The sequence below is a fragment of the Martinezella rhizogenes genome (assembly GCF_027460065.1).
Lineage (GTDB): Bacteria > Pseudomonadota > Alphaproteobacteria > Rhizobiales > Rhizobiaceae > Agrobacterium > Agrobacterium rhizogenes_C.
The window spans coordinates 318,013-336,022 of record NZ_JAPYZZ010000007.1; the positions used below are offsets into that span (position 1 = coordinate 318,013).

At 59.0% G+C, this 18,010-nt stretch carries 17 protein-coding genes; 9 read left to right on the forward strand and 8 right to left on the reverse strand.

Translation table 11 applies throughout. The features are described from left to right. Nucleotides 1–21: 21 nt before the first annotated feature. From O8B93_RS13885 to O8B93_RS13895, 3 genes are all read left to right on the forward strand, one after another. Entirely contained in the window at nucleotides 22–369 is a 348-nt protein-coding gene (locus tag O8B93_RS13885) for a YunG family protein (protein WP_269710540.1), read from the forward strand. A 167-nt stretch (nucleotides 370–536) separates the two neighbouring features. Further along, nucleotides 537–884, forward strand: coding sequence for a hypothetical protein (locus O8B93_RS13890; RefSeq protein WP_269710541.1), 348 nt, complete (start codon nucleotides 537–539; stop codon nucleotides 882–884). Between the two features lie 123 nt (nucleotides 885–1,007). Beyond that, entirely contained in the window at nucleotides 1,008–1,640 is a 633-nt protein-coding gene (locus O8B93_RS13895) for a DapH/DapD/GlmU-related protein (protein ID WP_269710542.1), read from the forward strand. 30 nt (nucleotides 1,641–1,670) lie between these two features. Here O8B93_RS13895 and ppx read toward each other — a convergent pair whose 3' ends face one another. The 4 genes from ppx to O8B93_RS13915 are packed head-to-tail and all read right to left on the reverse strand — an operon-like array spanning nucleotide 1,671 to nucleotide 7,379. Further along, complete coding sequence (gene ppx, locus O8B93_RS13900; RefSeq protein ID WP_269710543.1) at nucleotides 1,671–3,194, reverse strand: exopolyphosphatase; 1,524 nt, start codon at nucleotides 3,192–3,194, stop codon at nucleotides 1,671–1,673. Beyond that, nucleotides 3,191–5,494, reverse strand: a complete 2,304-nt coding sequence (locus O8B93_RS13905) for an RNA degradosome polyphosphate kinase (RefSeq protein WP_405049063.1) — start codon at nucleotides 5,492–5,494, stop codon at nucleotides 3,191–3,193. Before O8B93_RS13905 ends, ppx begins: the two co-directional genes overlap by 4 nt. After that, the gene (gene hdaA / locus O8B93_RS13910; protein WP_269710544.1) at nucleotides 5,491–6,219 is read right to left on the reverse strand and encodes a DnaA regulatory inactivator HdaA; all 729 of its coding nucleotides are present in this window, start codon (nucleotides 6,217–6,219) and stop codon (nucleotides 5,491–5,493) included. Before hdaA ends, O8B93_RS13905 begins: the two co-directional genes overlap by 4 nt. 2 nt (nucleotides 6,220–6,221) lie before the next feature. Further along, a complete protein-coding gene (locus tag O8B93_RS13915; protein ID WP_269710545.1) occupies nucleotides 6,222–7,379 on the reverse strand; it encodes an AI-2E family transporter in 1,158 nt (385 codons plus the stop codon). Between the two features lie 283 nt (nucleotides 7,380–7,662). Between O8B93_RS13915 and purM the strand changes: the two genes are divergently transcribed. The 3 genes from purM to O8B93_RS13930 all read left to right on the forward strand — a co-directional run bounded on the left by purM (nucleotide 7,663) and on the right by O8B93_RS13930 (nucleotide 10,475). After that, a complete protein-coding gene (gene purM, locus O8B93_RS13920; RefSeq protein ID WP_269710546.1) occupies nucleotides 7,663–8,736 on the forward strand; it encodes a phosphoribosylformylglycinamidine cyclo-ligase in 1,074 nt (357 codons plus the stop codon). Further along, the gene (gene purN, locus O8B93_RS13925) at nucleotides 8,733–9,407 is read left to right on the forward strand and encodes a phosphoribosylglycinamide formyltransferase (protein ID WP_269710547.1); all 675 of its coding nucleotides are present in this window, start codon (nucleotides 8,733–8,735) and stop codon (nucleotides 9,405–9,407) included. Before purM ends, purN begins: the two co-directional genes overlap by 4 nt. Before the next feature lie 132 nt (nucleotides 9,408–9,539). After that, nucleotides 9,540–10,475, forward strand: coding sequence for an omptin family outer membrane protease (locus O8B93_RS13930; RefSeq protein ID WP_269710548.1), 936 nt, complete (start codon nucleotides 9,540–9,542; stop codon nucleotides 10,473–10,475). 156 nt (nucleotides 10,476–10,631) lie between these two features. Here the strand turns inward: O8B93_RS13930 and O8B93_RS13935 are convergent, their stop codons facing one another. Together O8B93_RS13935 and O8B93_RS13940 are read right to left on the reverse strand one after the other, a co-directional pair. Then, nucleotides 10,632–11,261 carry an NUDIX domain-containing protein gene (locus O8B93_RS13935; RefSeq protein ID WP_269710549.1) on the reverse strand — a complete coding sequence of 210 codons (630 nt, stop codon included), beginning with the start codon at nucleotides 11,259–11,261 and terminating at the stop codon, nucleotides 10,632–10,634. Between the two features lie 58 nt (nucleotides 11,262–11,319). Beyond that, nucleotides 11,320–13,542: a molybdopterin-containing oxidoreductase family protein gene (locus tag O8B93_RS13940; RefSeq protein WP_269710550.1), complete on the reverse strand. Its 2,223-nt coding sequence runs from the start codon at nucleotides 13,540–13,542 to the stop codon at nucleotides 11,320–11,322. Between the two features lie 41 nt (nucleotides 13,543–13,583). Here O8B93_RS13940 and O8B93_RS13945 point away from each other — a divergent pair, with 41 nt between their 5' ends. After that, nucleotides 13,584–14,447, forward strand: a complete 864-nt coding sequence (locus tag O8B93_RS13945; protein ID WP_269710551.1) for a 23S rRNA (adenine(2030)-N(6))-methyltransferase RlmJ — start codon at nucleotides 13,584–13,586, stop codon at nucleotides 14,445–14,447. Between the two features lie 4 nt (nucleotides 14,448–14,451). Here the strand turns inward: O8B93_RS13945 and O8B93_RS13950 are convergent, their stop codons facing one another. Further along, nucleotides 14,452–15,399: a lysylphosphatidylglycerol synthase domain-containing protein gene (locus tag O8B93_RS13950; RefSeq protein ID WP_173986680.1), complete on the reverse strand. Its 948-nt coding sequence runs from the start codon at nucleotides 15,397–15,399 to the stop codon at nucleotides 14,452–14,454. Nucleotides 15,400–15,597: 198 nt separating this feature from the next. On the opposite strand from O8B93_RS13950, the gene O8B93_RS13955 reads away from it, so the two are divergent. Both O8B93_RS13955 and O8B93_RS13960 read left to right on the forward strand, forming a co-directional pair. After that, nucleotides 15,598–16,356, forward strand: coding sequence for a ribonuclease T2 family protein (locus tag O8B93_RS13955; RefSeq protein WP_269710552.1), 759 nt, complete (start codon nucleotides 15,598–15,600; stop codon nucleotides 16,354–16,356). Nucleotides 16,357–16,387: 31 nt separating this feature from the next. Continuing rightward, complete coding sequence (locus O8B93_RS13960; protein ID WP_269710553.1) at nucleotides 16,388–16,984, forward strand: glutathione S-transferase; 597 nt, start codon at nucleotides 16,388–16,390, stop codon at nucleotides 16,982–16,984. A gap of 117 nt (nucleotides 16,985–17,101) precedes the next feature. Here the strand turns inward: O8B93_RS13960 and O8B93_RS13965 are convergent, their stop codons facing one another. Beyond that, nucleotides 17,102–17,758, reverse strand: coding sequence for an outer membrane protein (locus O8B93_RS13965; protein ID WP_269710554.1), 657 nt, complete (start codon nucleotides 17,756–17,758; stop codon nucleotides 17,102–17,104). Nucleotides 17,759–18,010: the final 252 nt, after the last annotated feature.

An 18,010-nucleotide genomic window follows, 5' to 3' on the forward strand; every position in this document is an offset into this window, starting at 1 on the left:
TTGCGGAAAAGAAGACATTTCATGCAGGACCATGCAGAGAGACTTTATTACGCCCTGAAGAAAAGCTGGTCGGGTGAGACCAGCAGCCTTTGGTCCCGCGAAAACCCGGCCAAGGGGCAAGGCGGCGTCACCGCGCTGGTGGTGCAGGATATCTTCGGCGGCGAGCTTGCCAAAACCGCTGTCAGCGGTGCCGAGCATTTCTACAATATCGTCGAAGGCACCCGCTGGGATTTCACCTTCGCCCAATTCGATATCCCGGTTGGCTATCAGGACCGGCTCGCCAGCCGCACGGAAGCCATGGCGACGATCACGCCGCTGCAATATGCCTATCTCAGCGCCTGCATCCGCAAGGCGCTGGGGCACGGATGAGCCTTTTGCACGGCAGTGCCGGCCCCGCGCGTTTGCGCGGCGACTTCAGCATGACGGTCAGGTTTCAGCCTCATCCATAACCGCGATTTCCATCTTTCCGCAAAGCGGTCACAATCAATGCGATAATCCTGGCTGGCGCAATGGATGCACCAACAGGAGAGACGTTGATGAGTGAGAGTTGCCCGATACTGACACCGGTAGAACGGCAAATTCAGGATATACTGGAACGCAAGGAAGCGGCGATGATGGCCACCATTCACGCAGCGCTCGAGCGTGTCAGCAACGAGGTCGCGGAAGCATTCCGGGCCGTCGATTCAGATATGCAGCCGCCACCTCGCGACTATTTTGCCGCTGTCGCACATCAACAGCTCTTTCTGTTGTTATGTGGGGCCGATCCGAAAACCTTCGAGGGCGGAGACTCTGAAATCGCTGGTCATATCATTCGGAATACTCAGAACATAACAGAGCACTACTGGAAGAAGAAAGACACAACGACGAATGTCACCAGCAAGTGAAATGGCGACCGACATGATCCTCACATAAGAGGAAATGCCGGCCACGACCGGACCGCTTCGCCATCCCACGTCACAGGCCCTTCATCATCCCCGGTTAAGCAGGCGCAAAATCCGGAGACTGGAATGGACTCGACCGCACAGATCAAGCGCCCGAAACTCGCAGAGACTGTCATTCACGCGACGGCGAGCATAAGAGATTCGAACATTGGCAGATGCTGCGAGATTCTGGCTGACACCTCGCTGCACAATGTCGAACTCGGGAATTACTCCTATCTCGGGCAGCGCTGCATGGTGGGTGACGCGATAATCGGAAAGTTTTGCGCCATCGCCGCGGAGGTCAGAATAGGCGCTCCGAACCACCCGATGGACCGGCCATCCATGCATCGTTTCAGCTACTGCCCGGAATATTACGCTGCCGATGCGGTGCGCGACGACGCCTTTTTCGACCAGCGAAAGTGGGATCGCGCCATCATCGGTCACGATGTCTGGATCGGACACGGGGTTATCGTCTTGCCGGGGGTAACGGTTGGAGACGGCGCGGTGCTTGCCGCCGGCGCCGTGGTCACCAAAGATGTGCCGCCCTACACCATCGTCGGCGGTGTTCCCGCAAAAATCATTCGCGAGCGCTTTTCACGATCCATCGCGGAGAAGCTTGCCACCATCGCATGGTGGGATTGGCCCTTCGAGACGATCATGGCGCGGCTTGGCGACTTTCAGTCAACCGATATCGAAGCCTTTTGCGAGCGCTGGTCGTAGCCAGCGCCGCAGGACAGGGCATCGTCGCTGCTACTCGAATACAAAGGCCAGTCGCTTGCCCGTCAGCTTCGCCAGCTGCTGCAAACGGCCATCCAGCCGCTCTCCCGCGAAATCGCAATAATCATGCGGCACAACGAATTCCAGATCGAGATCAGGATTGTCGGACTTGCGGAATTTCAGGTGATCGACGACACCGGGCATCGAGGCAGAGAAGAGGTAAACGACGCGCAACAGGCCGCCCAGCAGCTTGCCGAGTTCCTGCAGACGTTCACCCGCCATGGCGGCGAGCGGTTCCGTCGTACCGTTATCGTTCAGGCCCTCGAAGCGGTAATAATTGGCGAGCGCAATATAGGCGCGGCCGGGATGGGTGATCGCCACGAAAGACGAATGGGCGATGATGTTGAGTGCCTGCAACCCGCGGTAATCGGGGTGGGCGCGCCAACTGATATCGGCCAGCAGGCAGGCCGCCTGCCGATAGCGGCTTTCTTCTTCCGTCTCGTCGATACCGAAGACAGGAAAGGTTCGGCCACTCCAATCCGCCAATTCGCGCGCATGTTCGGGCGAGCGGGCGCGCAAAATGGCAAGCTCATCCGCCGCGACCAGCAGCGGATCGGATTCGCGCTCGGCTTCCGTCAGCAGCGAATAAAGATATCCTTCACGCACGCCCTGTGCGGAGAAGGCGATCTTGGCCGGCTTCATCGCTCTCAGAACTTCACGCATGGCGATGGCGCCGAAAGGCAGCAGCGACCGGCGGTTCTTGGAGACTGCCTGCCAGGCCGGATCCTTGCTGTCCCGGGAGACGATGACCTCCTCCAGAAAATTCAGCATTTCTTCCAGCGGCAATTCGTAACCCTGCATCATGTGCAGCGGATAGCCTGATATCTCCATATGCAGCTTGGCGATATTTCGCCAGGTGCCGCCAACCGCATAAAAAGTGCGTCCCTCACCGGCTGCCAGAAGCTTCGTGAAGGATTTGACGTGTTTTCTGGCGATCGTGGCCGCTTTCTCCAGAGAACCGTCCGACTGTTCAGACAGCCGCAGGCCGCCTAGCGGCAGGGTGATGCCCTCGCCACAGCTCTTGTCCTTGATGTCGATGAGTTCGAGTGAACCGCCGCCAAGGTCGCCGGCGATACCATCGGGTTGATAAAAACCGCTGATCACGCCATAGGCCGAATAAAGCGCTTCCTTCTCGCCTGACAGCACCTCGATCTCGCAGCCGAGAATGGCTTCGGCCTCGCGGATGAAATCCGGGCCGTTTTCCGCCTCGCGTGCCGCTGCCGTGGCAAGCACATAAAGCTTTTGCGCCTGCGCCTGTTCGGAAAGCACATGGAAGCGCCTGAGCGCCATCAGGGCCCGGGTGACGCCTTCCTCATGCATGCGGCCCGTCAGCGCCAGTCCCTTGCCAAGGCCGCACAGGACCTTTTCGTTGAACAGCACCGCGGGCGCGCGGGAGAGACCTTCATATACGACAAGACGAACGGAGTTCGAACCAATATCTATGACGGAAACGGGGGCAAGGCCGGTCAGCCGCCCCTGTGCTTCTGATCGAGTCATTCAGCCTGTTTCTTGCGGGACGAAATCAACCCGGCAATCAATTTGGGCGCACTGGATTTCAAGGCTTCACCACGTCCGGAAAGGCTGGGATTGGTCATGAAATAGTGCTGCGCGTTGAACGGTTCTTCGCCTTTACGCACCTCGATGCGCCTCGACGTTCCGTCCGCAAGTATCTCGTAGCTCTGCTGGTTGTCAATGAGATTGCCCAGCATAATCTGTGAAAGAACCTGCTCATGCACGGTCGGATTGGTGAGCGGAACCAGCGTTTCCACGCGTCGGTCAAGGTTACGCGGCATCATGTCGGCAGAGCCGATATAGACCAGCGCCTTGTCGGATGGCAGGCCGAAACCATTGCCGAAGCAGAAGATGCGGCTGTGTTCGAGGAAGCGGCCGACGATGGATTTGACGCGGATATTGTCCGACAGGCCCGCCACCTGCGGGCGCAGGCAGCAGATGCCGCGTATGACAAGATCAATCTCAACGCCCGCAGCACTTGCGCGATAAAGCGTGTCGATGATTTCAGGGTCGACCAGCGAATTCATCTTCATCCAGATCGCCGCCGGCGCACCGCGCTTGGCGTGCTCGATCTCTTCATTAATGTGCTTCACGATGCGGGCGCGCAGCGTATAGGGCGAAATGGCGAGCTTCATGCCCTCTTCCGGTTCGCCGTAACCCGTGATGAAATTGAAGATATTCGCCATGTCATGGGCGATCTTCGGGTTGCAGGTGAAGAAGGACAGGTCGGTATAAATCTTCGCCGTGATCGGGTGATAGTTACCGGTGCCGAGGTGGCAATAGGTTCTGAGTTTGCCGTCTTCGCGGCGCACCACCATCGACATCTTGGCATGGGTCTTGAGTTCGATGAAGCCGAACACGACCTGAACGCCGGCGCGCTCCAGGTCGCGTGCCCAGCGAATATTCGCCTCTTCGTCGAAACGCGCCTTCAGTTCAACCAGCGCGGTGACGGATTTGCCGGCTTCCGCCGCATCGATGAGGGCACGAACGATCGGGCTGTCGTTGGAGGTGCGGTAAAGCGTCTGCTTGATGGCAAGGACGTCGGGGTCACGCGCCGCCTGCAACAGGAACTGCACAACCACATCGAAGCTTTCATAGGGATGGTGAACCACCATGTCCTTTTCGCGGATGGCGGCAAGGCAATCGCCGGCATGTTCGCGCACGCGCTCGGGAAAACGGGCGTTGTAAGGCTCGAATTTCAGGTCGTCGCGCGGCGCACGCACGATTTCCGAAATGGTGTTGAGCGCGAGAAGGCCGGGCAGAACGGCAACGCGATTATCCGGCACGCCAAGCTCATGTACCACGAACTGGCGCAGCGACGGCGGCATTTCGCTGTCGGTCTCGATGCGGATGACGGAACCGCGGCGGCGGCGCTTCAGCGCGCTTTCGAAGAAGCGGACCAGATCTTCCGCTTCTTCCTCCACCTCGATATCGCTGTCTCTGATGATGCGGAACGTGCCGAAGCCCCGGACGCTATAGCCGGGATAGAGCCGGTGAATGAACAGGCCGACCACATCCTCGAGCGTGATGTAACGGATGGCGTTCTTGTCATCCGGCAGGCGCACGAAGCGGTCGAGTGCCGGCGGCAGGCGCAGGAGCGCCGTCATCGGCTCGCGACCGTTGACGCTGTCGAGCTGCAGGCCCATCGAGAAACCCAGGTTCGGAATGAAGGGGAACGGGTGCGCAGGGTCGATGGACAGCGGGGTCAGCACCGGGAATATACGTTCTTCGAATTCGGTGCCCAGCCAGATCCGATCCGCATCGGAAAGTGCCGCAGGCCGCACCACGAAGATTTCTTCCTTGGCAAGATATTGCTGCAGGACGGCAAGCGAGGCCTGCTGCTCCATCTGCAGATTGTCGATTTCCTTCAGAATATCTTCCAGCTGCTCGGCCGGCGTCTTGCCGTCGGGCGTCTTGACGGTGATCTTCTGGCGCACCTGGCCTTCAAGGCCGGCAACGCGGACCATGAAGAACTCATCGAGGTTAGCGGCCGAGATGGACAGGAAACGCAGCCGCTCCAGCAGCGGATGATCCGTGTTCAGCGTTTCCTCGAGAACACGGCGATTGAACTGCAGCCAGGAGAATTCGCGGTTGATGAAACGCGCCGGGCTGTCCCAGAGGTTCTCGCCCTCAGCCACCGGCTGAACCTTGTTGAAGTCTTCCTGCGCGATAGCGTCCATGCCCTGTTCCATCCCCTGACCGATTTCCGTGCCGTGATCCTGCTGCATCGCGTGATCGTCCTTCTTGCCCGTATAACAGTTTGACGACGGAACTGTGACAGTCAATCGCCGTCCGGCCCGTCGCCCGTCGCCGCATTGTCCATCGCGTTGAGGACTTCCGCCACCAGCGGGCGGGTTATCCTCGTTGCGCGCGAAAGCGCCAGGCGGTCGATCTGCTCCACGATTGTCTGCGCCGTGTCGAGCGAACGCTCCATCCTGTTGACGATGTAGCCTATGAGTTTGTCATCCATATAAAGCTGCCGGTCGGCAAAGAGTTTTACCAGCACCTGCGCCAGCAGCCCTTCGTCGGGTTCACCGGTTTCCACCACGGTCACGGCTTTCAGGCGCGAACGCAGGTCCGGCAGCGTCACCGGCCATGCGGCGGGCCATTGCCGGCTGGTCATCAAGAGCGTCGTGCCGTGCTGGCGCACACTGTTGATGACATGGAAAAGTTCCTTATCGTCGAAACCCCGCCGGTCGGCATCCTCGAAAAGAACCGGCCCCGTTTCAGCCGCACGCGCGGCACCCGCGCCCGCCTGCGGGTGAATGTCGCGGGCATCGCTGATGTTTTTCCAGATATTGGCGAGGTGGGATTTTCCCGAACCCGGCGGCCCTGCCAGCACCACGACCGGCGACGGCCAGTGCGGCCATTCATCGATGAGGCTGACGGCAGCCGCAAGCGAGGCGGAAACGAGGAGATCCTCCCGGCCGGAAGCGGACTGGTGCGAGAATGCGAGCGGCAGCTGCTCGGCCTTCGACCGGGCGTTGTCGGTTTTGATTTGGTCAGTCATTGTCAGCTCTGAGAGTCAATCTTGCCGGAGGACGCTTCCCGTTCTTCCAGGGCAGGGTTGGCGTCCCAGGGAAGATTGGCGGCGTGCCCATGGTACAGATCGCTTTCAAGATACCGCGACAATGCAAAGCGGACAAGCACGCCGACCGCAGCGGCAGCGGGAACCGCGACCAGAAGGCCGACGAAACCGAAAAGCGCACCGAAAGCGAAGAGCGCGAACATCAGCCAGACCGGATGCAGGCCGACGCTTTTACCGACAAGCTTCGGCTGCAGGATATTGCCTTCGATGAACTGGCCGGAAAAGAACACGACGAGCGTCAGGAAGACATAGATATAGTCCGGCCAGAACTGCACGATGGCGACGCCGACCGCAAGGACGAGGCCGACCATGGAACCAATATAGGGAATGAAGCTGATGAGGCCGGAGAAAAGGCCGATCAGCAGACCGAAATTCAGGCCGACCAATGACAGGCCGACGGCATAATAGACACCGAGAATGATGCAGAGCGACCCCTGCCCGCGCACGAAGCCGGCAATCGTCTTGTCCATGTCGCGGGCGATCTGGCGCACGGTATGCACGTAGTCACGCGGGATCCAGCTGTCGACCTTGTCGATCATCCGGTCCCAGTCGAGCAGCAGGTAAAAGGCAACGACGGGCGTGACGACCAGAAGCGACAGGACATCGACCAGCGATTTGCCGGAATTCCATATCTGCGTCAAAAGCGTGCCGATGAAACCGGCGCCCTCGGTCAGGAGCTTTGAAAAATTCTCCTTTACCGAGTTGATCTGGCCGCTCACCCAATCCGGCAGAAGATTGGTATCTGCACCGGCGATCAGCTGCTGCAACGACGAGATATATTGCGGGATGCGTGTGATGAATTCCGACGCCTGAGCGACGATCAGCGGAATGATGATGATGAGCGAAAGCGCAAAGATCAGCACGAAGGAAACGAGGATGACGACGGTCGCCATCAACCGGCTCAAGCCCCGCCGCTCCAGCCAGTCGGCCACCGGATCGAGAAAATAGGCAAGCGCCATGCCCGCCACGAAAGGCAGCAGAATGGAGCTAAAAACCATCAGGAAAAGGACAAAGACGGCAAGCACGCCAATCCAGAAAAACACCTGCCGGCGCAGGCTCGTGCCGCTCACATGGGGTTGCATTCGTTCTTCCTTCTGTCGCCGATGCCGTCATCGCCCATCATGGAGATAGGATGCGCGTATGCATATGGTCAAGACTGCAGCATCAAAGCCATGGACGACTTGTCGATTGAAAGACGCCACGGGGCCGTTGCGGCCTGCCCCGCCGCAGGCTCAGCCATAGCGACACCTGGTCACCGCCGATGCCAAAGCCGTTAAAAACCGGAGCTTTTGCCACTCAAACCCTTGCATCAGGCCCCGTCCCGTGCGAATGGCGACGCCAAAGGAACCAGCGGAGACGAGAGCCATGAGCCAGTCGGGCAAGAACGGTCTTACCTATAGTGATGCAGGTGTGGATATCGACGCCGGCAACCTGATGGTCGAGAAGATCAAACCGGCGGTGCGCTCCACGCGGCGTCCCGGTGCGGATGGTGAAATCGGCGGCTTCGGCGGCCTGTTCGATCTGAAGGCGGCGGGTTTCACCGATCCGGTTCTGGTCGCCGCCAATGACGGCGTCGGCACCAAGCTGAAGATCGCCATCGACGCTGACTATCACGACACCGTTGGTATCGATCTCGTCGCCATGTGCGTCAACGATCTCGTCGTTCAGGGCGCAGAGCCGCTGTTCTTCCTCGATTATTTCGCCACCGGCAAGCTCGATCCCGACCAGGGTGCGGCCATCGTTTCCGGCATCGCCGCCGGCTGCCGCGAATCCGGCTGTGCGCTGATCGGCGGTGAAACCGCTGAAATGCCCGGCATGTATTCCGATGGCGACTATGATCTCGCAGGCTTTGCCGTCGGTGCGGCGGAACGCGGTCAGCTTCTGCCGGCCGGCGATATTGCCGAAGGCGACGTCATTCTCGGTCTCTCCTCCTCCGGCGTTCACTCCAACGGGTTTTCGCTGGTGCGCAAGATCGTTTCGATCTCCGGCCTCGACTGGAGCGCTCCTGCCCCCTTCGCCGACGGCAAGAAGCTCGGCGAAGCACTGCTGACCCCGACCCGCATCTATGTGAAGCCGCTTCTGAAGGCCATTCGCGAGACCGGCGCGCTGAAGGCGCTGGCGCACATCACCGGCGGTGGTTTTCCTGAAAATATTCCGCGCGTTCTGCCCAAACATCTCGCCGCCGAGATCGATCTTGCCGCCATCAAGGTTCCGGCAGTCTTCTCCTGGCTTGCCAAGACCGGCGGCGTCGAAGCCCATGAAATGCTGCGCACCTTCAATTGCGGCGTCGGCATGATAGTCGTCGTTTCGGCTGAAAATGCCGCTAAGGTCACCGAGGCGCTCACGGCGGAAGGCGAGACCGTCTTCCCGCTCGGCCGCATGGTCGCCCGCGAAGACGGCGCGCACGGCACGATCTACAAGGGCACTCTCGGCCTATGATGAGCGCCGCCTTGTCGTCCGGTCGCAAGCGTGTCGTCGTTTTCATCTCCGGCGGCGGCTCCAACATGGTGTCGCTGGCCAAGGCCTGTCAGGCGGCGGATTTTCCGGCCGAAATCGCCTGCGTGATTTCCGACAAGGCGTCCGCGGGCGGGCTGGAAAAAGCCCGTGACCTCGGCATTCCGACGCTGGTGTTCGAACGCAAAACCTATGGCAGCAAGGCCGAACATGAAGGCGCCATTCTGGCAGCGCTTGGCGAGATCGCGCCTGACATCATCTGCCTTGCCGGTTACATGCGGCTGATATCGGGGGATTTCATCGCCCCCTATGAGGGCCGGATCATCAATATCCACCCTTCCCTGCTGCCGCTTTTCCCCGGTCTTCACACCCATCAGCGCGCCATCGATAGCGGCATGAAGATTTCCGGCTGCACCGTGCATTTCGTCACCGAAGGCATGGATGAAGGCCCGACCATCGCGCAGGGTGCTGTTCCGGTGCTTTCCGGCGACACGGCCGATACGCTGGCGGCACGCATTCTGACCGTCGAGCACCACCTTTACCCGCTTGCGCTGAAACTTCTTGCGGATGGCAAAGTGCGAATGGAAGGTGGCAAGACTATATTTGCTTCCAGCGCGATTAAATCCGAACATGAAAGCATAATATCCGCCTCATAATTTCTTAATTACTAAATTAAAAAAAACGAGTAATATTGCAATTTATTACGAATAAACCGATCATTTACCATAATCACCTTTAATGCCCGCAACGGCCCCTATTTCAGGCCCTCCGGTCATTCAGGAGCGATTATGCGATTTTCGAAATTTTCCCTGCCGCTTTCTGCGGTTTTGTTGATGGGCACGAGCCTCCCACTCGCCGCCGAACAAAGCGGCATTACTGCCTCACTGGATGCCGGCGTTCTTAACATTAAGGCAACGGAAAAATTCTATAGCGGCAGTCATAAAAACAGTCAGCTCGACTGGAAAACGACAAACGCGATGGCTCTGCGCGGATCGCTTGGATTTGAGCTTTCACCCGATTGGCGCATCAAAACGGAAGGTCGCATCGGCTTTGCAGGTGATGGCTTCATGACCGACTACGATTGGCTCAGCCCGTTTTACAGAGATACATCGAAAAATGGATGGAGCCATCGTTCAGAGCACGGCGACACGCGGCTGGACCACTACCTGACTGGAAGTATCGAATTAAACCGCACCCTGCTGGAGGACCCGCTGCAACACCTCAGCGCCGGCGTCGGCTTTCGTTACACCGACGTGCAATGGTCCTCATATGGCGGAAACTACATCTACAGCTCCCGAGGTTTCCGCGATAATGTCGGTGAGTTCGGAAACAGCGAAAAAGCGATTACTTACAGACAGCAAATTCCGGTGTTTTACGGCAACCTGAGCGGTGGACGCAAATTCGGCAACTGGTCGCTGAATGCGGGTCTTGAAGGCGGCGCAATGGTCTATGCGAAAGCCACGGACGATCATTGGATGCGCTCGCTACGTTTTGCCGATAAGTTCGACATAGGCGGGATGTTCGGAGCGAAAGCGGGCATAGCCTATGACCTGACTGACAATGCCTCCCTCTATCTCGACGGCGCTTACGAATATACCAGTTTTTCTCGCGGCGATAAAACCGCTACGCCATTCGGAAGCTCAACCGGCCTCATCTACAATAATGCGGGGGGCGGCGATATGCAGTCTCTTTTCGTAGGCGCTGGTGTCAAAGGCCGGTTTTGATAACAAGGTTGATGGGCGGGGACGAGTTGGTGGTTAAGCGCGAAGATGAGGTCGTCGCGTGTCTGGCCAAAGTCAGCACCCCTCAGACCCGCCCAAAGCTCATTGCCGCTATACGTGCCGAGCGCTCAGGGCGCTCAAACGTAACCGCGGATGAAATTACGCTCTGGAAAGAAGACGGTCGCGATTCAACATCGCCCATTGCAGCAGGATGATCGTCTTGGAATCGGTGATTTCGCCTGATGCGATCATCGCGAAGGCCTCGTCGAGGCCATAGGTCAGAACCTCCAGATCCTCACCTTCATCCTCCAGCCCGCCGCCATGGCCGGCCTGCACGTCGAGGTCGATGCGCGCGACGAAGAGGCTGACCTTCTCCGTCAGCGTGCCGGGGCTGGCATACATGTCGAAGAGATACTCGACCTTTTCCACCGCATAGCCGGATTCTTCCATTGCCTCGCGGCGAATGGCATCGGCGGCATCGTCGTCATCTAGAAGCCCCGCCGGTACCTCGATCATGAAGCTCGGGTCGCCGTTTACGAAAGCGGCGGGGCGGAACTGGCGCACCATCACCACGCTGTCGCGTTTCACGTCATAAAGAAGAATGGCGGCGGCGCTGCCATGGTCATGCACTTCCCGCACGATGCGCATCGTCCTACCGTCAGGCATGCGCTGGTCGAAAATGAGCTTCTGCATATGCACGAAGCCCTTCCACACCGTTTCTTTTTCCACGAGCCGGATTCTGCCGGCATCCATGTCGGCCGGAACGTTTTTCGCCTGCGTCTGTGTCACCGGATATGTCCTTGCCTGTCGTGGAATTGCTTCAGATTGTCTGTATGGCGGTGCAATATCAAGCCTCGCCGGCCTTGTCGTCGCGGCGCAGCCACACCTTGTTGTCGTGAAACGCCGCGCCGCCATAGGGGGCGACGGCATCGGCACCGGTCAGAACATTGATGCCCTCGCCGTCCAGATGCGCCTTGTTCGGCCACAGGCCCTCGGCAATCAGCACACCCGGCCTTGCGCCCTCCACGATCTTCGCATGCAGACGCACTTCGCCGCGTATATTGCCGATACGGACGATATCACCATCCGCAATATTGTTGCGGACAGCATCCTCGGGACAGACCATCAATTCCGGACGGCCTTCCTTCTGCACGGAGGTTTTAGTTTCCGCGAAGGTGGAATTCAGGAAGTTGCGCGCCGGTGACGTCGCCAGCCGGAAGGGATGGTCCGCATCCGCAACCTCGATGACATCAACCTGATCCGGAAATTTCGGAAACTCGGAGACAGGCCCCATCACACCGATGTTTTTCGGCGGCTTGTTCGGAGAAGGTCCGGTTGCCCATTCCGGGCTGAAGCGGAATTTGCCGTCGCCATAACCAAAGCCCTCGAGATAATGCGCCACCTCGAAGGGCGGCTGCGCATCGATCCACTTCTCTTCCGCCAGCGTGTCGAAATCGCCCCAGCCACTGGTTCTCAGCATACGATCAACATGCTCGCGGGCAGAAAGGCCGAAGCCCGGCATGTGGTCTATACCGAGGCGCTTTGCCAGTTCCTCGATGACGAAGAGGTTGGTGCGCACCGTTTCCGGTGGCTCCACCAGTTTGGGGCCGAGCAGAATGTGGTTCTGGCCGCCGGCGCGATAGATATCGTCATGTTCGAGGAACATGGTGGCGGGCATCACGATATCGGCCACCTCGGCCGTTTCCGTCATGAACTGCTCATGCACCGCAACGAAGAGATCGTCGCGCAGGAACCCCTGTTTTACCAGCCGCTGTTCAGGCGCTACATTAACGGGATTGGTATTCTGGATCAGCAGCGCCGTCACCGGGCCGCCATGGCGCAGCGCTTCCGCGTCGCCCGTCAGCACGCGGCCGATCTGCGATTGGTCGAGCTGGCGCACATCAGGGTCGGCGTAAGAACTGCCCATCAGCTCCGCCTTGTTGAGCCTGAAGATATCGCCATTATTGTGGAAGGCGCCGCCGCCCTCATATTGCCAGGAGCCGAGAACCGTGGCGATGGAAAGCGCCGCATGCATGGCGACTGCGCCATTGCGCTGGCGGGCAAACCCGTAACCCAGCCGGAAGAAGGTCTTTTTCGTCGTGCCGACCAGCCGCGCGAAAGCTTCGATCTCTTCTACCGAAAGGCCGGTGATTTCGGATGCCCATTGCGGCGTCTTCGACTTCAGATGCGCTTCGAGCCCCGCCGGATCGTCGGCGAAACGCGCCATGTAGTCGCGGTCGGCATAACCGTCGCGGAAGGCGATGTGCATGACGGCGCAGGCCAGTGCGGCATCCGTACCGGGCCGGACGACAAGGCGCATATCCGCCTGTTTCATGGTCGGATTGTCATAAATATCGACAACGACGATCTTCGCACCACGCTCCTTGCGGGCTTTCACCGCATGGGTCATGACGTTGACCTGGGTGGCGACCGCATTGGTGCCCCAGATGACGACGACATCGGCCTTGCCGATCTCGCGCGGATCTGGCCCACGCAGTGCGCCGGTGCCCATCACATAGCCTGTCCAGGCCATGTTGGTGCAGATCGAACCGAAGAAGCCCGAATATTTCCTGGCGTGGCGCAGCCGCTCGATGGAATCGCGCTGCACCTGCCCCATGGTGCCAGCGTAAAAATAGGGCCAGATGGCCTCCGCACCATGGCGGGCTTCCGCCTTGACGAAAGCGTCGGCCACCTCGTCCAGCGCCGCTTCCCAGGAAATCTCCTGCCAGTCGCCTGCCCCTTTTGCACCCTTGCGGCGCTTCGGCGTCAGCAAACGACCGGGATGGTAGATGCGCTCGGAATAACGCGCCACCTTGGCGCAGATGACGCCGGCGGTATATGTATTGGCATTGGCGCCGCGCACGCGGCCGATGCGGCCATCGGCATTGATATCGACCTCCAGCGCGCAGGCGCTCGGACAGTCATGGGGACAGACCGTGTGTTCGATACGGACTTCGGCCCGGGAGGCGGCTTTTTCAGCGGAAATCGGGGTCGCAACGTTCATGTCTTTTGTATATTGCATCAACGATGCGGCAAAAAGGCCGAAGTGACGTCCATCAAGAATATTCATCCTGACCATTCCTCCGGATAAACGGCAAGCGAGACATATCCATGAACTACCGCCACATTTATCACGCCGGCAATTTCGCGGATGTCCTCAAACATGCCGTTCTCGCCCGCCTCGTGCGTTATCTCCAGAATAAGGACAAGGCGTTTCGGGTGCTGGACACCCATGCCGGCATCGGGCTTTACGACCTCTCCTCGGAAGAGGCACAGAAAACCGGCGAATGGCAGACCGGCATCGGCAAGCTGATGGAAGCCGACCTGCCCGCCCCCATCGCCGAATTGCTGGAGCCCTATCTTGCCGCCGTCAGGGAGCTTAACCCGCAAGGCGGCATGCAATTTTATCCCGGCTCGCCGAAACTCGCACGCATGCTGTTCCGTCCGCAGGACCGGCTTTCGGCCATGGAACTGCATCCGGACGACGCACGCGCCCTGTCTCGTCTGTTCGAGGGGGATTATCAGGTTCGCATCACCGAGCTGGATGGCTGGCTGTCGCTCGGCGCACATCTGCCGCCCAAGGAAAAGCGCGGCCTCATCCTCGTCGATCCGCCTTTCGAGCTTGAGAACGAATATCAGCGGCTGGCAGATGGTCTGAACAAGGCTTACCGGCGGTTTTCAACCGGCACCTATTGCCTGTGGTATCCGTTGAAAAAAGGCGCGCCGATCAGGGATTTCCATGAACGGCTGCAATCCTTCGATATTCCGAAGATGCTGTGTGCGGAACTATCCGTCAAAAGCGACCGGCTCGAGGGCTTGAGCGGTTCGGGCCTCATCGTCGTCAACCCGCCCTATACGCTGAAGGACGAGCTGCACACGCTGCTGCCCTTCCTGAAAACGGTGATGGCGCAGGACCGGTACGCATCACACCGCGCCTTCTGGCTGCGCGGCGAGGAGAAGCCGGAAGAGGATTGAGGTTCTACCGCAACCCTTCCCGCTTCTGCGCCTGCGCAAGCTGTGATCGTTCGAAGAACAGGATCACGAACAGCGCCATGATAAAGGGAATGATGAGGTAGAACAGGCGGAACACCAGAAGTGCGGCAATGACATCCGCTGGGTTCATATCCGGCAGGCCGGTAACGAAGACCAGTTCCAGCACGCCGAGCCCGCCCGGCGCATGCGAGATGAGCGCGGCCGAAAAAGACACCAGAAAAATGCCGAGAATGACCATGTAACCGGGATTCCCGGCCTCCGGCAGGGCAAAATAGATGATGCCAGCCGCGCCGATCAACTCGATCGGGCCGATGACGAGCTGTTGCGCCACCAGCTTCGGCGCGGGGTAAGGCAGAACGAAGGAGCCGATTTTCAAGGGCTTCAGCCTGAGCAGGCTGCCGAGGACATAAAGGCTGACGAAGAGAAGCAGCACAATGCCCGTCGTCGTCGAGGCTTCGACGGGCAGGATGCCGGTAAACCGTTCGGTGATGTCAGGCTCGTATAGCAGCACCAGACCGATCAGCATGATCGTCCCAATGAGGAAGGTGAAGGAGCAAAGGCCGACGAGGACGCCCACCTCCGCAACGCTCAGCCCCTTGGACGTATAAGCCCGGTATCGCACCACGGCACCCGAAAATACGGATGCCCCGACATTGTGGGACAGTGCATAGGTGGTGAAAGAGGTGAGCGTGATGAAGAACCAGTTCACCTTGCGGCCAAGATGCTGCAGCGCGATGCGGTCGTAACCGGCGAGCGCGGCATAGGCCAGCAGGGTTGCAAGGCCCGAACACAGCCAGTCCCGCACACGAATGGCTTTCAGGCTGTCCCAGAGATCATCGAGCGACAGGCCACGCAATTCGTGGAAGAGCAACCAGGCGGAAAAACCGATCGTCGCGAAACCAACGACGGGCCAGATGTATTTTTTGAATTTCATGCGGTCATGCCGCCTATTTCCCCCAACATCGCCCCAGCCCTGTTTCCGTCTTTCGCGGAAGATTCGCCAGACTCTATTCGTTATGCGGCGAAGCTTTCAACCTTTTTGCCCGTTTGCCTCGTTCACAAATTTATGTAAGACCGGATCATCGCCCGACGGCGATGTGAGGTGGTTCAGTTTCCGGGGAACATGCACCGAATGAAACGTTATGCAGGTTTCATCGCCTTGGGTCTTCTTTCGCTTGCAGCACTGTGGTTTGCGCAGGAAAAACCCGTTTCGAAAGGACCGGAAACCGACCGGCAGACGCCAGTTCAGCAGCAATCCGCTGCACGCCCCCAGCAGAACGCAGCCCGGCAGAATGCGGACAATGCCCAACCCCCTCGTGGTACGGGCTTCGATTTCTACGTGCTCTCCCTGTCCTGGTCGCCGGCATTCTGCGCCAGTTCCGAAGGTTCCGGCAACCGCCAGCAATGCGGCAGTGACAGGCGTTACGGTTTCGTGGTGCACGGGCTGTGGCCGCAGAACGAAAACGGCTATCCCGAATTCTGCAAAAGCAGCGAGCCGGAGCGGGTTCCGGACGCGATCGGCCGCAGCATGTTCGACATCATGCCGTCGATGGGCCTGATCGGCCACCAGTGGCGCAAGCACGGCGCCTGTTCCGGCCTGTCGCAGAAGGATTATTTTGCGGCGACACGGGCGGCGTTCCAGGCCATCAGGCTGCCGGGGAAAATTTCCTCCGGCGCGCAGACCAATACACTCTCCGCCGACGCCATCGAAACCGCCTTCACCGACGCCAATCCGGGCCTGTCGAAACGCGCCGTCTCGATCAGCTGCGACGGCAGGCGCCTTGAGGAAGTGCGCATCTGCCTCAACAAGGACATGACATTTCGCGATTGCCCTGAACTGGACCGCAAAGGCTGCCGCGCCAGCGCCACCGAGATCATACCCATACGCTGATTACCCCCTATCAACCCCATAGGACCCGACCATGGAACTGCTTTATTCGCCCGCCTCCCCTTACTCCGCCAAGGTGCGCATGGCCGCCCGCCATCTCGACATCGATGTCACCTCCGTGCGCGTCGATACCAATGCCGAGCCGGCCACGCTGATGGACAACAATCCGCTCGGCAAAATCCCGGTCCTGCTGCTGGACGAAGGCGGCTCGGTCTATGACAGTGTAGCGATCATGCATTATCTCGACCGCCTTTCGGGCGGCAAGCTTTACCCCAAGAAGAACGGCAAGCGCACCGAAGCGGAAATCCTGGAAGCGCTGTGCGACGGCATCATGGATTGCCTGCTCGCCATCGTTTACGAGCGGCGTTTCCGCCCGGAAGACAAGATCCACCAGCCGTGGATCGACAAGCAGTGGAGCAAGGTGGTTCGCGGGCTCGATCATCTCAACGCCAACCTGCCTAAAACTGGCAAGAAGCTGCATGGCGGCCATTTCGCCCTTGCGGCGATGATCGGTTATCTCGACCTGCGTTTTGCCGGTGAGTGGGCCGAGGGACGCGATGCGCTAGCAGCGTGGCCAGAAACCTTCAGCAAGCGTTTCGACGCCTATGCGGAAATGAAGGCTGCGGCCTAAACCCGCCAAACAAAACCGCCCGGTTCTTTCCGCCGGGCGTCAAGGCGATGGCAAATCACAGAAACAAAAAAAGCCGGGGCGTAAACCCCGGCTTTTCCTTGACCGATCCGAGAAGGATCAGAACTTGACGCCGATACCGGCCTTGACCGAGTGATCGTCGAAACCACGCGAGAAGGCGTCGTTGCCGAGCGTGTAGTCCTTCTTCTGGTAATCGCTGTAGCGATATTCCAGACGAGCAGTGATGTTGTCGGTCACCATGGCTTCAACACCGGCACCAACCGTGTAACCGAGAGCCGTGGCGCTGTCCTTGTTGACGCCGTCACGAACCTTGTTGTCGGAGACAGCAAGACCGGCCGTACCATAAAGCAGGAACGGGTTCATGTCGTAACCGACGCGGCCACGCAGCGAGCCGTTGACGCCCTGCTTGCCTTCGACGGCGCGACCGGCAACCGTACCGGCGGAGCCCTTCTCGTCGCCCATGTTCACGTCTGCTTCAGCACCGTAAACGATCTGGCCGCTCTGCATGTTGTAACCACCATAGACGCCGCCACCGAAGCCCTTGGCGTCACGGCCGTCATTGCTGGAGCTGAAACGGCCCCAGTCATAGTTGACCGTACCACCGAGGTAGGCGCCGGACCAATCCTTGACCGCGGCGGGCTGGTCGTAGGCTACCGGTGCCTGCGGCACTTCATTTACGGCGTCGGCGGCGTGAGCAGCCGAAAAACCGGCGGCTGCCATGGTCGAAGCCATAAGGGTTGCTACGAAAATACGCATGTTATTCTCCTTTCAGGACCGCTCTGCACTCAAAACATTGTTTTCAGACGCGGTAAAATCGTCGGGTTAATTTGCCCCTCTGGAAACTGAACTTGATGGGAGAATGCGGAGATCAAAGAGCCAAAATGTGAATTGTTTGGGGCAGAGACGTGACTAGAATTAGACGTTGCCTAATTGCAACAAGGGTTTTATTAACCCTAATAGAAGCCTAACCAGCAATAGATCGCCTTTAAACTTAGTTATATTCAAATT

What these genes read in the sequence shown, in the direction of transcription:
- O8B93_RS13885 (WP_269710540.1), top strand. Translation starts at nt 22, where the DNA reads ATGCAGGACCATGCAGAGAGACTTTATTACGCCCTGAAGAAAAGCTGG.
- O8B93_RS13890 (WP_269710541.1), top strand. Translation starts at nt 537, where the DNA reads ATGAGTGAGAGTTGCCCGATACTGACACCGGTAGAACGGCAAATTCAG.
- O8B93_RS13895 (WP_269710542.1), top strand. Translation starts at nt 1,008, where the DNA reads ATGGACTCGACCGCACAGATCAAGCGCCCGAAACTCGCAGAGACTGTC.
- ppx (WP_269710543.1), bottom strand. Translation starts at nt 3,194, where the DNA reads ATGACTCGATCAGAAGCACAGGGGCGGCTGACCGGCCTTGCCCCCGTT.
- hdaA (WP_269710544.1), bottom strand. Translation starts at nt 6,219, where the DNA reads ATGACTGACCAAATCAAAACCGACAACGCCCGGTCGAAGGCCGAGCAG.
- O8B93_RS13915 (WP_269710545.1), bottom strand. Translation starts at nt 7,379, where the DNA reads ATGCAACCCCATGTGAGCGGCACGAGCCTGCGCCGGCAGGTGTTTTTC.
- purM (WP_269710546.1), top strand. Translation starts at nt 7,663, where the DNA reads ATGAGCCAGTCGGGCAAGAACGGTCTTACCTATAGTGATGCAGGTGTG.
- purN (WP_269710547.1), top strand. Translation starts at nt 8,733, where the DNA reads ATGATGAGCGCCGCCTTGTCGTCCGGTCGCAAGCGTGTCGTCGTTTTC.
- O8B93_RS13930 (WP_269710548.1), top strand. Translation starts at nt 9,540, where the DNA reads ATGCGATTTTCGAAATTTTCCCTGCCGCTTTCTGCGGTTTTGTTGATG.
- O8B93_RS13940 (WP_269710550.1), bottom strand. Translation starts at nt 13,542, where the DNA reads ATGAATATTCTTGATGGACGTCACTTCGGCCTTTTTGCCGCATCGTTG.
- O8B93_RS13945 (WP_269710551.1), top strand. Translation starts at nt 13,584, where the DNA reads ATGAACTACCGCCACATTTATCACGCCGGCAATTTCGCGGATGTCCTC.
- O8B93_RS13950 (WP_173986680.1), bottom strand. Translation starts at nt 15,399, where the DNA reads ATGAAATTCAAAAAATACATCTGGCCCGTCGTTGGTTTCGCGACGATC.
- O8B93_RS13955 (WP_269710552.1), top strand. Translation starts at nt 15,598, where the DNA reads ATGAAACGTTATGCAGGTTTCATCGCCTTGGGTCTTCTTTCGCTTGCA.
- O8B93_RS13960 (WP_269710553.1), top strand. Translation starts at nt 16,388, where the DNA reads ATGGAACTGCTTTATTCGCCCGCCTCCCCTTACTCCGCCAAGGTGCGC.
- O8B93_RS13965 (WP_269710554.1), bottom strand. Translation starts at nt 17,758, where the DNA reads ATGCGTATTTTCGTAGCAACCCTTATGGCTTCGACCATGGCAGCCGCC.